This window comes from Vibrio sp. MED222, assembly GCF_000153005.1.
Taxonomy (GTDB): Bacteria; Pseudomonadota; Gammaproteobacteria; order Enterobacterales; family Vibrionaceae; genus Vibrio; species Vibrio tasmaniensis_A.
Window position 1 is genome coordinate 161,042 of the sequence record NZ_CH902606.1, and the last position, 14,565, is coordinate 175,606.

The 14,565-nt window shown below is 45.7% G+C and carries 13 protein-coding genes and 1 pseudogene; 7 read left to right on the top strand and 7 right to left on the bottom strand.

The window, feature by feature from the left end:
• Positions 1–230 (top strand): annotated as a pseudogene (locus MED222_RS20485) (NADH:ubiquinone oxidoreductase); the annotation flags it as partial.
• Between the two features lie 161 nt (positions 231–391).
• On the opposite strand, the gene MED222_RS20480 reads toward MED222_RS20485, so the two are convergent.
• The gene (locus tag MED222_RS20480; protein WP_004730279.1) at positions 392–736 is read right to left on the bottom strand and encodes a YajD family HNH nuclease; all 345 of its coding nucleotides are present in this window, start codon (positions 734–736) and stop codon (positions 392–394) included.
• A gap of 275 nt (positions 737–1,011) precedes the next feature.
• On the opposite strand from MED222_RS20480, the gene yghU reads away from it, so the two are divergent.
• Complete coding sequence (yghU, locus tag MED222_RS20475; RefSeq protein ID WP_009844872.1) at positions 1,012–1,869, top strand: glutathione-dependent disulfide-bond oxidoreductase; 858 nt, start codon at positions 1,012–1,014, stop codon at positions 1,867–1,869.
• Positions 1,870–2,049: 180 nt separating this feature from the next.
• Positions 2,050–2,373, top strand: coding sequence for a DOPA 4,5-dioxygenase family protein (locus tag MED222_RS20470; RefSeq protein ID WP_009844873.1), 324 nt, complete (start codon positions 2,050–2,052; stop codon positions 2,371–2,373).
• Between the two features lie 108 nt (positions 2,374–2,481).
• On the opposite strand, the gene MED222_RS22390 is transcribed toward MED222_RS20470, so the two are convergent.
• The 5 genes from MED222_RS22390 to MED222_RS20450 all read right to left on the bottom strand — a co-directional run bounded on the left by MED222_RS22390 (position 2,482) and on the right by MED222_RS20450 (position 6,223).
• Complete coding sequence (locus tag MED222_RS22390; RefSeq protein WP_009844874.1) at positions 2,482–2,634, bottom strand: hypothetical protein; 153 nt, start codon at positions 2,632–2,634, stop codon at positions 2,482–2,484.
• An 88-nt stretch (positions 2,635–2,722) separates the two neighbouring features.
• Positions 2,723–4,015, bottom strand: coding sequence for a sensor histidine kinase (locus MED222_RS20465; protein WP_009844875.1), 1,293 nt, complete (start codon positions 4,013–4,015; stop codon positions 2,723–2,725).
• Positions 4,012–4,686 carry a response regulator transcription factor gene (locus MED222_RS20460; RefSeq protein ID WP_009844876.1) on the bottom strand — a complete coding sequence of 225 codons (675 nt, stop codon included), beginning with the start codon at positions 4,684–4,686 and terminating at the stop codon, positions 4,012–4,014. Before MED222_RS20460 ends, MED222_RS20465 begins: the two co-directional genes overlap by 4 nt.
• Positions 4,687–4,694: 8 nt before the next feature.
• Positions 4,695–5,606 (bottom strand): sterol desaturase family protein, encoded by a 912-nt coding sequence (locus tag MED222_RS20455; RefSeq protein WP_009844877.1) that lies wholly within the window; start codon positions 5,604–5,606, stop codon positions 4,695–4,697.
• 11 nt (positions 5,607–5,617) lie between these two features.
• Positions 5,618–6,223, bottom strand: a complete 606-nt coding sequence (locus MED222_RS20450) for a hypothetical protein (protein WP_009844878.1) — start codon at positions 6,221–6,223, stop codon at positions 5,618–5,620.
• A gap of 180 nt (positions 6,224–6,403) precedes the next feature.
• Between MED222_RS20450 and MED222_RS20445 the strand changes: the two genes are divergently transcribed.
• From MED222_RS20445 to MED222_RS20430, 4 genes are all read left to right on the top strand, one after another.
• The gene (locus tag MED222_RS20445) at positions 6,404–7,291 is read left to right on the top strand and encodes an ABC transporter six-transmembrane domain-containing protein (RefSeq protein ID WP_009844879.1); all 888 of its coding nucleotides are present in this window, start codon (positions 6,404–6,406) and stop codon (positions 7,289–7,291) included.
• Positions 7,281–8,456 carry an efflux RND transporter periplasmic adaptor subunit gene (locus MED222_RS20440; protein WP_009844880.1) on the top strand — a complete coding sequence of 392 codons (1,176 nt, stop codon included), beginning with the start codon at positions 7,281–7,283 and terminating at the stop codon, positions 8,454–8,456. Before MED222_RS20445 ends, MED222_RS20440 begins: the two co-directional genes overlap by 11 nt.
• Positions 8,453–11,632, top strand: a complete 3,180-nt coding sequence (locus MED222_RS20435) for an efflux RND transporter permease subunit (RefSeq protein WP_009844881.1) — start codon at positions 8,453–8,455, stop codon at positions 11,630–11,632. The genes MED222_RS20440 and MED222_RS20435 overlap by 4 nt, the downstream gene beginning before the upstream one ends.
• Positions 11,633–11,736: 104 nt before the next feature.
• On the top strand, positions 11,737–12,669 hold the full coding sequence (locus MED222_RS20430; RefSeq protein ID WP_009844882.1) for a helix-turn-helix transcriptional regulator: 933 nt from the start codon (positions 11,737–11,739) through the stop codon (positions 12,667–12,669).
• A 132-nt stretch (positions 12,670–12,801) separates the two neighbouring features.
• Here the strand turns inward: MED222_RS20430 and fruA are convergent, their stop codons facing one another.
• On the bottom strand, positions 12,802–14,562 hold the full coding sequence (gene fruA, locus MED222_RS20425) for a PTS fructose transporter subunit IIBC (protein WP_009844883.1): 1,761 nt from the start codon (positions 14,560–14,562) through the stop codon (positions 12,802–12,804).
• Positions 14,563–14,565 lie beyond the last annotated feature (3 nt).

Below are 14,565 nucleotides of genomic sequence, written 5' to 3' on the forward strand. Positions count from 1 at the left end.
TGGCATTAATGCTATTGATGTGTGGCTTTTTTGCAAAAATTGCAGTGACCGTTATCGGTGTTTCTTGGGGTATCTCAAACGATATCATTCAATCGCCGTTCATTTTCTCATTGTCATACCTTTTCTTCTTGGTCGTAGTGACTTACGTTTGGTTTGCATACCGCGATAAGTTGACGCTTAAAAAGCGCGCTAAGCAGGTAGAAGAGTCTCGCAAACAAGCCGCTGTATAATTCAGAATTCTAAAAAGGAGCCTTCTTCGGAAGGCTCTTTTTGGTCTTGCCTACCTGAACTCTATTTTTGGTTATGACGGTAGATAAAAGAAACCCCAGTATGGTGACATACTGGGGTTTCTTGTTATTCGAACGACTCGCTTTTAAAAAGAAGGAATCGTTTACTTCTTCATCAACTTCGCTAGATCGGCAAAAGGGTTGTGGGTCGCTGATTGGTGGTCGTCTAAACGAGCCTTGGCATCAACGCCATAGCGGTCATGGTCTGTGTATTTTGAGTGTTCATGATCGTGACAGTAAAGGCACAATAGTTCCCAGTTACTTCCGTCTTCAGGGTTGTTTGTATGGTCGTGATCGACGTGGTGAACGGTCAGCTCTCTTAAGTTCGAGTAAACAAATTCACGCGCGCACTTACCACAAACCCATGGGTACAGTTTCAGTGCTTTTTCACGGTAGCCTTTCTCTTGGCGAGCGTACGCTGCACTCGAGCCAGTGTAATCAGAAGACATTGCCAAATCCTTATCAATTGTAATCTCCCGATTTTATCACAGCTTTCTTTAACCTGTAGGCATGTCGTGACTAAATCATGTTTCGTACTAACCGTTATGTGGCTTAGGTTTGATTGGACACTTATCTTTTACGTGTGCTATCTCATAAAGCAGGTTATTTCTTTCTGGAATAAGCCATGCTTAACAGTTTGAAAAGAAATTGTATTTAGGGGTTTTAACCAAGGGAGCGTGACCTAATATCAGTTAAAGCTACCCTATATTAATGAGGAAATATCATGTCAGAACAATACACACCGCCAAAAGTTTGGGTTAACGATACTGATGGTGGTAACAAGTGGGCAAATATCAATAGTCCTGAATCTGGCGCTCGCTTTGATAAAGAGCTTCCTGTTGGTGACCATGCTTTTCAATTGTATTCTCTTGGTACACCTAACGGTCAAAAAGTCACTATCTTGCTGGAAGAGTTGTTAGCGGCAGGTGTTAAAGAAGCTGAATATGATGCGTATTTGATTAACATTGGTGAAGCTGAACAGTTCTCTTCTGGTTTTGTTGGAGTGAATCCAAACTCCAAAATACCGGCACTCGTTGATAAGTCTGGTGCTGAAGATGTGAATGTTTTCGAATCGGCATCTATCCTGATGCACTTAGCTGAAAAGTTTGGTCACTTCTTGCCAAAAGAAGGGGCAGCGAGAACACAAACCATTAATTGGTTATTCTGGGCGCAAGGTTCAGCACCATTCCTAGGTGGTGGCTTTGGTCACTTCTACGCTTACGCTGATGAAAAGCAAGAGTACCCAATTAACCGCTTTGCGATGGAAGCTAAGCGTCAGTTAGACGTGTTAGACAAACAACTCGCCAATAGCGATTTTGTAGCGGGAGAAGAGCTAAGCATCGCTGATATCGCAATTTGGCCTTGGTATGGCAACCTTGTACTAGGAAAAATCTACGATGCCGCTGAGTTCCTACAAGTTGAGTCTTACACCAACGTTGTGCGCTGGGCGAAGCAACTAGAAGCGCGCGAAGGTTTCCAACGAGGTCGAGTAGTGAACCGTTCATTCGGTGAAGAGTGGGAGCAAGTCCCCGAGCGCCATTCTGCAGAAGACATTGACCGAGTTTTAAAGCTTAAGCCTTAGTCGCTTCAAAATTAACTCGCTGTACATAACTAGAGTTTGTTTTTGATTACTTCGAATAACAGACTCTAGTTTTCTCATTTCAAATTGATCCTTCCGAAAGCAAGCTCACCTATTTAGATTTAGCTATTAAAGGCGGTTTAGGTATAAACTTGCGACATCATAATTCTAAAGGATGGTGCCATGTACCACGGTCATATCTATTTCCCTCTGCGCTTTGCAGAGCAAGCAGAAACACTGCGTCAGAAAATCCTCTCAGAGCGTAAAGATGTGTTAGAGACTTTCCCATTAATACAGCGTTTGGTTGGTCCGCATAAGATGCCGATGTTTGAGATTCACTTTGCGAACAAAGAGTCGGGCATTGTTGAATGGCTTGAAAAAGAACGCGGTGACATGTCGGTGCTTATTCACCCGGTAACAGGCGGTGAAGAAACGCTAGACCACACAGTACGTGCGACTTGGCTTGGCCGTGAGCTCGGTGTGTTTGAATATACATTAAGTAGCTAATTTAATTTGCGCCCGACGGTTTGTAGCTAACCAATGTTCTGAATAAACATAGCTGCTGTCGGGTGTATCAAAGCTCACTAATTTTCGAACGATTTCCTTATTAAATACCTAGCTTCTCCAGCTATTTCCGAGTAACAGCGATACCGCTACCGACACGCCTAATGCGATTAGGATATTAGGTAAGTAAAGACCCCAAATCGCGACACAAACCGCCACGGTTACCACAGCCCATAACAGTGTTTCTAAAATCCAAGTACCCATAAAATAACTCCTAACTAGATTGTGCGACTAGCATAACCAAGCAAGGGTAAACTTTTGGTCACCATAAAATAACCATTTGGGCAAATTGCTACAGTATGACTTTAACGATGAACTCATTGTTGTTGGTTTTATGAGTAAACTGCCAACCTTGGTTCTGACAAACGCGATCAATGAGCTCTAGTCCGATACCAAAAGAGGTTTGTTGTTCAGAGTCGTTTGCTAGGTTTTCATCTTCCAAACGGTTGGTTACCTCAAACTGATGTTCTGTCAGTGTGATGCTGATATCTCCGCTACCACCATGTTGAAATGCATTTCGGATTAAGTTGGTGAGTACAACCTCAGTTAACTCGCGCGGCAGAGTATGTTCTTCTTGCTCAACCTTGGTTTGAATGTCCACTTCTTTGTTTTTTAAAAGATAACGTTGGCTTTCGATAATGTTATTGAGCAGGGGAGTCAGCTTGATTTGCTCATAGTTGGTTTCCATCTCGTTATTACGGCTCATCCATAGCAGAGTTGTCACTAAGGCTTTCATGTTGGTGGCTGAGCGTTGGATTCGTGCGACGGCTCGTTGGCCGCTGTTGGGAATACTTTCAGACAACCGCACCAGCATATCGCCACTGGCTGAAATAGTGGCAATCGGTGTTCTTAATTCGTGGCTAGCTGCTCTTAAGAAAAAGCTCTCACGCTCATTGGCCTGACGCTCACCTTGTACGCTCTTAACAAGCTGTGAAGCCAACTGGTCGATTTCTTTGTATCGAAACTGAGTCAGCCCTTCAGTGTTGCCCACATCCAGAGATTCAGACCATTTTGATAGCGTAATAATCGGTTTGGTGACTCGATGTATCAGAAGGCGAATGATCAAAAATACCAAGAGTAAAAGGGCACCTATAGCGATAAAGGCGTTGTTAATTTGGTTCACTGAATCGGGTGGGTTCAGCTCGAATAGAGTCAAGTAAATCGCTTCATCATATTCCGAAATGATGTATAGCGCTTCTTCGCTACCTGATATCGGATGCTTGGCTGCGTAGAGGTACTGACCTGACTCGCTGTTCGATGAAAGCTCGTAGTGTTCATAAATTGCATCGTTATCAAATGCTTTCCAATCAAAAGCTTGTTGGAACTTAGTGGGCAGTTCCGAATAACTTAGAAAGGCTTGGAATGTCGGGTTTTGATAGTCTGGTAATTGCCCTGTTTCGATGTATTGTTGCTCTGCGACTTCCAACTCATATAAGAATCCATATTTTGCCGATTCATTGAGACCGATGTGATAGCTCTGAGACACCATCAAGCTGTAGATGGCTGTGAGTAATACGACGATGCCAAATAAGTAGAGGTAGATATCACGCTTGATACTGACTCGGTTCATGTTTGCCTGTTTCATGATGACTCCCCATGTAAGACAACACCAATCCCATGAACCGTGTGGATTAGCTTTGAATCAAAGGGCGCATCAACCACTTGTCGAAGCTTAAACAGGTGCGCTTTCATGCTATCAGAGCTTGGCATTTCGTCTTCCCATGCTTCCTCAAGCTTGGCTTTGCTCACCACGTTAGGGCTGTTTCGCACTAACATTACGAGCATTCGCCAACATACTGGCGAGAGCTTCAATAGCTTGCCGTCTCTAATGGCTTGGTGCTTGTCCAGGTCCAGTTTGAGGTCTGCCACGGACAATGAAGTCACTGAACCTTGAGAACGACGCACTAATGCCATCAACCGTACTTTCAGTTCTTCCATCGCAAAAGGCTTCACTAGATAGTCATCCGAACCTACTTCGAACCCCGCGATCTTGTCCTGTAGCGTGTCTCTTGCGGTCAACATTAGGATCGGTGTCGTGACACCTTGTTGGCGAAGTGATTGGCAGACATCAAGCCCGTCCATTTTCGGCATGTTGATGTCCGTCAAAATGATGTCATAACGCCCCTCTAACGCAAGGTTGAGCCCTGCGCAGCCATTGTAGGCAAAATCGAATTCGAAACCGTCGAGTTCCATATAGTCTGCAATGGCTTCTGCCAAGTCACTGTCGTCTTCAATCAGCAGGGCGTTAATGCTCATAAGTGTCCTTACTTTGTTTCTCGTTCTCTTTTCCAAGCCCAAATAGGCGGCTGAATAAGAAGCTGTAGTCGATAATTCCAATTTGGCGCATGCCATAACTGTTGGCACAGTTTAACGTAGCCGTGGAAATATACCTTAAATGGGTTCACAGAGTTGATTCTCGGGAACACGCCATATCTGACTTCTTCCTCTTCTTTAGCGAAGGTACCGAACATCTTGTCCCAAATAATGAAGATGCCTGCATAGTTCTTATCAAGATACTGCTTGTTGGTTGCGTGATGCACTCGGTGGTGTGAAGGCGTATTAAATACCGCTTCAACTGGGCGAGGCAAGCGTTTAACGGTTTCAGTGTGCAGCAGTGTTTGAAACAGTTGAACAAAGGTTTCACACATCAGAACCACAAACGGATTAAAGCCGAGCAGAATTAACGGCAAGTGGAAGAAGAACGGGAAGAACCAATCCAAAGGCCCAAAGCGGTAAGCGACCGAGATATTAAAGTAAGGCGAGCTATGGTGAACTGAGTGCGTTCCCCATGCTAAACCGTTGCTGTGCAAGAATCGGTGCTCCCAGTAGTACGCGAGATCGGCCAAGATCAAGCAACCCAGAATTGTCCAACCGGATATCGGTAGTTGAGTTAGGCTGAAATTCTCGTAGGCGTAAACAAACGCGCCGACATAGGCTAACCCGACAAAGAAAACGGTAACCAACAAGAAGAACAGAGTGACTAAGTTAGTCGCGCTGTCTCCCAACATATTCCAGCTGAGTTTTTTCTTAAAGGCATAGCGGATAAGCTCAAAGATAAACAGAGCCAGAGCAAGCAGCAGAAAATTATCATCTACCCAAGTTTCGGTTAGGATGATGCTCGTTTCTGTGAATGTTTGAGAGAGAAAATTCCCAATGCTATCCATAGTGAAATTCATAACTAAATCCTTTACTGATTGTTCTTATAATAGACGTATAACTCACTAGAATCTGGCAAACCATGCTGGTTCAGCTGGTGATGTTCTATAACCATATCCACTTCTTTTAGAATCGCGATACCTTCCCAAGCATGTGCTAGTTCTTGTTCAGTATGTTCGCCTTTACCTAGCAGAAGGGTGCCTTTGGATTTGCTTGGAATCTTAATTAATGGTTTTTTTTTATTTAATTTTGATTGCTGAGTCGGGAAGCCAATGGTGACAGTAGCCGTGCTGAAGTCGGAACTGATGTCCTGATAGATCACGACCACTTTCTGTTGCTGTGCGATCTCCTCATCTTTTGCTTCCAGGTTTTGGTAGAAATCGACCCACAGTTCAGGCACGTCCTCTAAAGGGATAGTCTTGCTCAAACCTTGCAGGTAAGTGGTATTTACAGTCGCCTGTTGTTTGACCTCTACGGACTTGTTTTTTGGCTGTTTGTCGATTGATGACTTGTTCGTTGATAACTCAGCGATTGGCTGCTCCGTCGATGCATCCGCAATCGCAGGCTGAATATGTAATAGCCCCCAGACAACACCAGTAATACCGACTGTCGTGAGTAATGAAGCGAATAATTTCATGCTCTTTCCTTGTTGTTCATTTTTCTTATCAAGGACAATAAAGGAGGCGAGGTAAACAAAAGGTAACCGAGCTAGTGACTAAGCGAGTCTGTCGTCTAATTTGTTAATACAGCAATTTGGGACACTTTTTTCCATGTTGGATTGGTAATACTGGCGCCATATTCATTTATGGGCTCAATAATGCTATTCAAACATCCCATCTCTCTGCTGACGATTATTCGGCTTAATCCATTAAAGGTCGCCGCGACTTGGTTAATGGTATTGGCTGAAAACGTGATGTTTATTCTGCTGCCACTGTTTATTGGTCACGCCATAGACGGAGTGCTAAACCAAAGCTTTCAGCCTTTGATGATGTTGGCACTGATTCTTTTTGTACTGGTGATCATCAGTGTCGTTCGCCGTTTTTACGATACCCGTGTGTATGGTGCTATTCGCGTAAAACTGGCAAACCTTGTTGAGCGTAACCTGCGCGGTTTGTCTATTTCGACCAAAGACGCCCGGCTAACCATGTCTCGTGAGCTGGTTGATTTCCTAGAAGATGATTTGCCTACTTTGATGACCGCGATAGTTCAGCTGGTCGCGACGGTGGTTATCCTCTCAACGTTTCACTTCTCATTGGTACTTTGCATGTTGTTTGCAGGGCTGTCGATTCTGGTTATCTACGGCGTATTCCACCGAACCTTTACACGACTCAATGGCCAATTTAACGACCAAGTTGAACAGCAGGTGAAACTACTGAGTGGTGTTCGCTTGTCAGCACTTCGTTGGCATTTTGAGCGCTTAAAACAGTGTGAAATCAAGCTTTCAGATACGGAAGCTGTTGTCTATGGGCTGATTTTTATCGTGTTGTTTGGCGCGGTCATCGGCAATTTATGGATGGTGAGTCAGCTTATCGAACCGACCGCTGGTCAAGTGTTCTCCATCGTTACTTATTCACTCGAGTTTGTTGAAACCGCAGTGATGCTACCAATCACGCTACAAACCCTTTCTCGTCTCACTGAAATCAGTCAGCGCCTTAATCACACCGCCACTCAACAGGTTACCAAGGAGATACCTCATGAAATTTAAAAAGCCACTTTCTGTATTAGTCGGTTGCGCAGCCATCTTTATCGCGTTGGTTGTTGTTGATGAATTGGAACCTGAAGCTACCCAGCCAGTGAAGAAAGAAGCCGTCCTTGCCCCAGTTTCAGTGTTAGAGGTGACACCATCACAGCATCAATCGACGTTAACGGTATTAGGTGTAACTGCTGCGCGTTGGCCTGTGCAGTTGAAAGCATCCAGTAGCGCACAGTTGAAATGGCTAGATGAAAGCGTTGAACCGGGGAATTTGGTTAACAAAGGCGATGTGTTAGCAAGGTTAGATACTAGCGCGGTTGATGCGAACTTGGCTCAGGCGTTGAGCTCATTGAAACAAGCAGAATTAGAATTGAAGCAAGCTAAGCATGAGCAAACGGTCGCGTTAAAAATGCTGAACCCGAAAACGAGTTCGTCTTTTGCTCGTAGAGAGCCTCAATTACTTGTAGCGAAAGCTAACCTACAACAAGCGAAACAGGCTTACCTGAGTGCACAGAAGTTGTTGGACGAATCAGTGATTACTGCGCCCTTTAATGCGGTGATCATGAAACGCCATATCAGTCCGAGAGAGTGGATAGAGGCGGGGCAAGTGACCTTTGAATTGGCTGCCAGTGATTCGATTGATATTGAGTTGCCGATTTCTGAAATGCATTGGCAACAAGTTCAAGCAGCCCTTACTGAGCCGAGTATCACAGTGGTGAACCGCTCTGGGGAGCAGTGGTCTGCAAAGGTGCGCTATGTGTCGCCGCAAGTTGACTCGGTCACTCGCCAAAGACAAGTCGTGTTGTCGGTTGAGGCGCCTTATCAAAGCAAGCCAAGATTGTTTCCAAATCAACAGGTTCAGGCTGTGGTTAATCTGGGGCTGAAGGATAACGTAGTCAGCGTGCCTTTAAGTGCGATGACACGAGACGGATATGTGTGGACGTTAGACACCAATGATCGTCTACGTAAAGAGTCGGTAACGCTTATTGGGCAAGGCAGCCAAGAGCTTGATATTCGCTTCAATGATCGCAGTGATAAGGCTCGTCGCGTGGTGCAGTATCCGCTTTCTTCGATGTTAATCGGCAAACAAGTCGCGCCTAGGTTCAATGGAATCCATTCTGAAGCTATGCTCGTGGGTAAATCTGATGTCACACAGATTAAGGAATCAAACCAATGAGTTGGATGACAAAATGGTTTATCAATAACCCTGTTGCTGCCAATTTGTTGATGATGGCGATTGTTATCAGTGGTGTGCTTGCGTTCGGACAATTGCGTGTCGAGTCGTTTCCACAAATCGCACCGTCTTCCATCAGTATCAGCGTTACTTACCCTGGCGGTACCGCGCAACAGATCGATGAGAGTGTTACGCAGAGAATCGAAGAGTCAATCAGCGGTATTGCAGGCATCAAACAGATCACCAGTCAGTCTAGTGCTGGGGTTTCTCAGGTCATGGTCCGTAAAACCAGTAGCACAGATTTAGACAAGCTGTTGGATGACATTCGTAATCAAGTTAACGCCATCAATGGCTTTCCCGTGCAAGCGGAAAGGCCGCAAGTCGTGCGAAACGAATTTACTAATTTAGCCGCGTTCGTGGTGGTGTCTGGGCCGAGAACCGATGACGAACTGCAACCCATCGCCAAGCAACTTGAACAAGCGCTAAAGAAGAATCCGCGTATCTCGAAGGTATCAAATTGGGGAACTCGCCCATCTCAATTGGTTATCGAGCCAGATCCAGACCAACTGAAAGCGTTAGGGTTGGGCTTAGAAGATCTCGCAGAGCTCGTTGAGCAGCGTTCACTTGAGACTCGTAGCGGTGAGCTGATTAGTGACAAAGGCCGAATGGTGATTCGTGGTGACGGATACGCCGATGATCTACAGAAGTTGAATCAGCTTGTTGTGATTTCAGGAAGCAACGGGAAAATACTACTGGGAGACATCGCCAAGTTAAGTCGTGGCTACCAATACAGTGGTTCTATCGTGCGTAACAACGGCTCTAACGCCATCGCATTATTGGTCAGCACGAGCCAAACCGACAATCTGCTTAAAGTCAGCGAAGCGATCAGTGAAACACTGGATGCGCAACGTGCAATTTTGCCGTCGGATATTGAGTTAAATACCATGGCTGACATGGCGCCTTACATTGAAGAGCAGCTATTTCGTTTGAGTGAGAATGCATGGCAAGGCTTATTGATCGTCGTAGTTCTACTTGGGATCTTTCTTGAAATCAGGCTCGCCTTTTGGGTCGCGATGGGCATTCCAATTGCGCTCACTGGAACGTTGGCAGCAATGCAGTTGTTCAACTACAGCATCAACGACATCACTCTATTTGGGTTTATCTTGGTTCTCGGTGTGCTGGTGGACGATGCAGTTGTTGTAGGTGAAGCGATACATGAAAAAAGGACGGGGAACGTCGGTTATTCTCCTAATATCAATGGTTTCTCAAATATAAACAGCCCCTCTGATATAAATGGAAAGACAGCCGCTTGGCAGGGCGTTAACTCAGTATCAGTGGCTACCGTGTTTGGTGTGCTGACAACCATCGCTGCGTTTTCTCCAATGTTATGGATTAACAATGAGTTAGCTAAAGTACTTGCTGGGTTTTCGGCTGTGGTGATCTTCGCTTTGATCTTCTCGCTGATTGAAAGCAAATTTATTCTACCGTCACACTTGGCTCAGCTCTCTGTGAAAAAACCATCGACCAGTATTTTTGCCAAGGTTCAGAATGCGGCTCAAGGCGGCTTGCAGTGGTTCAATCTCAACATTTATAAGCCAATTTTGGAATTTGCACTTGGCTACAAGGTGGCGTCTTTGCTTGGGTTTGTGGCAGTTATCTCACTGGCTTATGGCATGTGGTCGAATGGTGCGATTCGTAGTGCGTTGTTCCCTGAAATTCCGGGGCGTTACATCTCTGCCGTGATTGAGCTAGAGGATGGTGCGCCTTTGCCACTGCAGCGACAAGCCTTGTTGCAAGTTGAGCAAGCAATGGCACAAGTAGAAAAAGGCTTGATGGACGATTACCCATTACAGGAAAAGCCTGTTGTGAACCTGCTTGCTTGGTCTGATGGCTATGGCGAAATCGAAGTCACAGCTGAGCTTACTAACGAATCTTTAAGCTCACTGCCGGGTAATTTATTGTTGAAGCGATGGAGAGAAAACACAGGCCAAATAGAAGGGGCTTATTCAGTTAAGTTCAGCGCCGCAGAGGAGCCTGCTGGCGGAACATTCTTAACGATCTCTTCCAATGATCGTGAGCTTGCTTCTCTAGTTAGTGAGGAGCTAGCGGATACTTTGGCTTCGTTGAAAGGCGTATCGGATGTCTACGACGATGGTCAGGATGGTTTACCGCAAGTTCGATTGGTGTTGAATCAATATGGTCAGCAACTTGGGTTAACTCAAGCGAAACTGGCTAAGTTAGCAGGAGAAGCGTTTGGCGAAAGAGAAGTGCATCGCTTGTTAGAAAACGGGCAAGAGACCAAGGTGCTGCTGCAGTATCCAAGAGATGAGCGCAGAACCTTAGCTCAGCTACAACAGGCTCTTATCATGTTACCTAATGGCGGAAGTGTGATGATGGGGGATATTGCTGAGTTTCGTCATGAGCAAGAACCGCAAGTGGTTTACCGCCGCGACCGAGAGCAAGTGATCAACCTGTATTGGAAGCAGAACCGAGACTTGCAATCACCGGAGAAAACACGTGAGCAACTTGAAGATACAATTGAATCTCTGCACTTACAGTTTCCAAGTGTGACGATAAAAGCGGGCGGCGAATTTGAAGAGATAGGGGAAGTGTCGAACGGCTTCAAATCAGCGATGATACTAACGCTCATCATGATCTACATTTTGTTGGCGGTGCCTTTGAAGTCCTACTGGCAGCCGCTGATTATCATGGTAGTGATCCCGTTTGGTTTTGCGGGCGCGATTTTTGGTCACTACTTGATGGACTTACCTATCAGTATTCTTTCGTTGTTTGGAATGATGGCCATGACAGGCATCGTGATTAATGACTCGTTAGTGTTGATCACGCGCTTTAATAGTGAATACCGCCAAGGGGTGCCGTTACAGCAAGCGTTAGTCATTGCGGGTACTAGCCGCTTGAGGGCGATTTTCTTGACCACCATTACAACGGTGTGTGGATTGTTGCCATTGCTAAGCGAAACCGCAGAGCAGGCGCAATACTTGAAACCAGCGGCAGTATCTTTGGTGTTTGGTGAGCTGTTTGCCACTGCGGTAACTCTGATTTTGATTCCCGTGTTGCTTGGCCTGTTTTGCCGCAAGCCCCCGCTAGTTGAAAATCTAATTGAAAAAGAAGCGGACGAACAAGATTCATTAGAAGAACTCACTTTGGAGCGCTCGTGATTGATTTTATAAAGGACAAAGACGATAGTGAAGCCAAGCTGTCCAATTCAGCGAAGCTAACCGACAGTAAGACTCAAGCCAATGTACCAGAGACCTAAGACTGTATGACGCAAGAGAATAAACCTGCTTTGCATTTAGAACCAGCTTTTAAACTGGTGCCTGAGATTACATTGATTGAATCTTTGCCAGAGCACCTTCAAAAACGCTTTACGCATGCATTGACCTTGATGCATGAAGAGTGGGGTGAGCGTCGTACGTGGGAAGAAATTGCAACAGAGAGCGCGATTTCGCCTTATCACTTTCATCGTCAGTTTACCGAGTTGTTTAATGAAACTCCTGGCCAGTATCTAAGCCGTGTTCGGTTACAAATCGCGGTCGGTTTGTTGATCAATGATGAGCCGTGGAGCGTGATTGAAATTGCTCAGTATTGTGGCTACTCATCGTCACAGTCATTAGGTAAGGCGCTCAAGCGTGAGCTCGGTGTTACAGCAAAACATATTCGAGAAATGGGCTATAACGCGACACCTAAGGAAACGGCAGAATTCATCCAGAAATTAGCACATCCAGGTGTGCAGTCTTCTATGGAGAAAGAGCTAGTTAAGTCTATGCCGATCGAGCTAGTTTGGTATCCAGAACGCGGCATGCAAAAGCTTAAGTTGGAAGATCCTGATTGGGACACGGTATTTGAAATCTATGGTCAGAAGTCGACTCACTTGATGGGCACTACGCCGATCAAGCAAATGAATAATAAATGGGACGACATCGACGCTGAAATTGGAAATTGGCAAGTCGCGAAAGATCGTTATGATATGACCATTCCTGAAGGCTACTACTTATGCAGCGACGTTTATCTGGTTTCAGATGTGGCGTACAGCACAGCGTTAGAAGCTCTGTTTAAGGCGGTTGAGCAACAAGGTTTGAAGTTAGATGTGCAAGGTTATTTGGTAGAGATGATTCGTCAGATCGATATGGATGATGTTGAAGGCGTGACCTTCTCATTCCAGTTGCCCATCTTAACGACCCAAGACAACGAATAATAAAAAGGCTCCTCAATTGAGGAGCCTTTTGCTTTACCAAGGAACAGTTTTACCAAGGAACAGTTTTAACAAGGGACTGTTTTATCAAGAGCCTCTGTTCGTCAGCCTTAACCGCTAAACAGAGTAGGGGGATTAAGCCTCTGCAGTCACTTTAGAATCGCTCATCTTTTTAAGAGCTGCGTAACCAAAACCTGTTACCGCTGTACCTGCTGCAATCGCCACTAGATACATAAGAACTGGAGAGATAGCGCCAGGAATTAGCAGTACGAACAAGCCGCCGTGTGGAGCCATTAGTTGTGCACCAAACATCATTGATAGAGCGCCCGTTAGTGCGCCACCTGCCATACATGCTGGGATAACACGCATTGGGTCTTTCGCTGCGAATGGGATTGCACCTTCAGAGATGAAACATAGCCCAAGAACGAATGATGCTTTACCTGCTTCGCGCTCGCCTGCTTCAAACTTGTCTTTCACTAGGAAAGTTGCAAGGCCCATACCTAGAGCCGGAACCATACCTGCTGCCATGATTGCTGCCATTGGTGCGTAAGTTTGTGAAGCCAATAGACCAACACCGAACGTGTAAGCCGCTTTGTTTACTGGACCACCAAGGTCGAAACACATCATTGCGCCTAGAATCACACCCAGAAGAATCGCATTAGACGTTCCCATGTTGTTTAGGAAGTCTGTCATTGCGCTCATCACGCCTGAAACTGGACCACCAACGATGTAAATCATGACCAAACCAGTGAACAAACTCGCGATAAACGGAATGATCAGAATTGGTTTGAGGGCTTCCATGGATTGTGGAAGTTGAACCTTGTCGGCAATGAATTTTGCTGCGTAACCCGCAATGAAACCCGCTGCGATACCACCTAGGAAACCTGCGCCTGTTGAGCTAGCCAACATACCGCCAATTAGACCTGGAGCCAGACCCGGACGGTCAGCAATAGAGAATGCAATGAAACCAGCAAGAACAGGAATCATCAGTGCGAATGCAGAACCACCACCGATAGTCATCAATGCCGCTGCTAATGTGCCTTCTTCTTTGAACGCTTCGATACCGAATACGAAAGACAGTGCGATGATCAAACCACCCGCAACAACCACAGGAAGCATGTGAGATACACCTGTCATTAGGTGCTTGTACACACCTTTCTTCTCATCAGCAGGCGCTGAATTTGAAGACGCTGTGTGCTGGTATGGCTTAGCTTCAGCGAATGCTTTTTCCATCTCTTGCTTTGTTTTCTTCAAAGCAGGACCTGTTGTGGTTTTGTATAGCGCTTTGCCGTTAAAACGATCAAGAGGAACGTCGATGTCGGCAGCGATGATAACAAGATCAGCGTCTGCGATTTCTTGGTCTGTCAGTTGGTTTTTCGCACCTACTGAGCCGCGAGTTTCCACTTTGATCTGGTGACCTAAGCGTTTGCCTTCTGCTTCAAGTGCTTCTGCTGCCATAAAGGTGTGTGCAACGCCAGTCGGGCAAGCGGTAATCGCTACGATCTTTTTGCTGCCTGTACTTGCTGTTGTAGAAGAGTTTGCTGAAGTACCAGTAATTTCCACTGTAGTCTCAACTTGAGAAGCGTCTAATACCGTTGCTTGGGTTACCGCTTTCTCTAGAAATGCTTTTGCATCTGCTGTGCATTCAGAGATAGCTTCTTGGTACACTTTTTTGCCAACAAAGCGCGCTTTATCAACGTTTGTGTTGGCAGCAATAACAACAACGTCGCTGCTGTCGATCGTGTCTTGTGATACTGGAGAGTTAGGTAATACGCTAGATTGACATTCAATAGCGGCGTTCCAACCCAGTGTTTTTGAAGCTTGCTCTAACAAGCCTGCTGCGATGATGCTGTTTGCTACGCCACTTGGGCAAGCTGTGATGATGGTAATATTCATAAT

What these genes read in the sequence shown, in the direction of transcription:
- MED222_RS20480 (WP_004730279.1), bottom strand. Translation starts at nt 736, where the DNA reads ATGTCTTCTGATTACACTGGCTCGAGTGCAGCGTACGCTCGCCAAGAG.
- yghU (WP_009844872.1), top strand. Translation starts at nt 1,012, where the DNA reads ATGTCAGAACAATACACACCGCCAAAAGTTTGGGTTAACGATACTGAT.
- MED222_RS20470 (WP_009844873.1), top strand. Translation starts at nt 2,050, where the DNA reads ATGTACCACGGTCATATCTATTTCCCTCTGCGCTTTGCAGAGCAAGCA.
- MED222_RS22390 (WP_009844874.1), bottom strand. Translation starts at nt 2,634, where the DNA reads ATGGGTACTTGGATTTTAGAAACACTGTTATGGGCTGTGGTAACCGTG.
- MED222_RS20465 (WP_009844875.1), bottom strand. Translation starts at nt 4,015, where the DNA reads ATGAAACAGGCAAACATGAACCGAGTCAGTATCAAGCGTGATATCTAC.
- MED222_RS20460 (WP_009844876.1), bottom strand. Translation starts at nt 4,686, where the DNA reads ATGAGCATTAACGCCCTGCTGATTGAAGACGACAGTGACTTGGCAGAA.
- MED222_RS20455 (WP_009844877.1), bottom strand. Translation starts at nt 5,606, where the DNA reads ATGAATTTCACTATGGATAGCATTGGGAATTTTCTCTCTCAAACATTC.
- MED222_RS20450 (WP_009844878.1), bottom strand. Translation starts at nt 6,223, where the DNA reads ATGAAATTATTCGCTTCATTACTCACGACAGTCGGTATTACTGGTGTT.
- MED222_RS20445 (WP_009844879.1), top strand. Translation starts at nt 6,404, where the DNA reads ATGCTATTCAAACATCCCATCTCTCTGCTGACGATTATTCGGCTTAAT.
- MED222_RS20440 (WP_009844880.1), top strand. Translation starts at nt 7,281, where the DNA reads ATGAAATTTAAAAAGCCACTTTCTGTATTAGTCGGTTGCGCAGCCATC.
- MED222_RS20435 (WP_009844881.1), top strand. Translation starts at nt 8,453, where the DNA reads ATGAGTTGGATGACAAAATGGTTTATCAATAACCCTGTTGCTGCCAAT.
- MED222_RS20430 (WP_009844882.1), top strand. Translation starts at nt 11,737, where the DNA reads ATGACGCAAGAGAATAAACCTGCTTTGCATTTAGAACCAGCTTTTAAA.
- fruA (WP_009844883.1), bottom strand. Translation starts at nt 14,562, where the DNA reads ATGAATATTACCATCATCACAGCTTGCCCAAGTGGCGTAGCAAACAGC.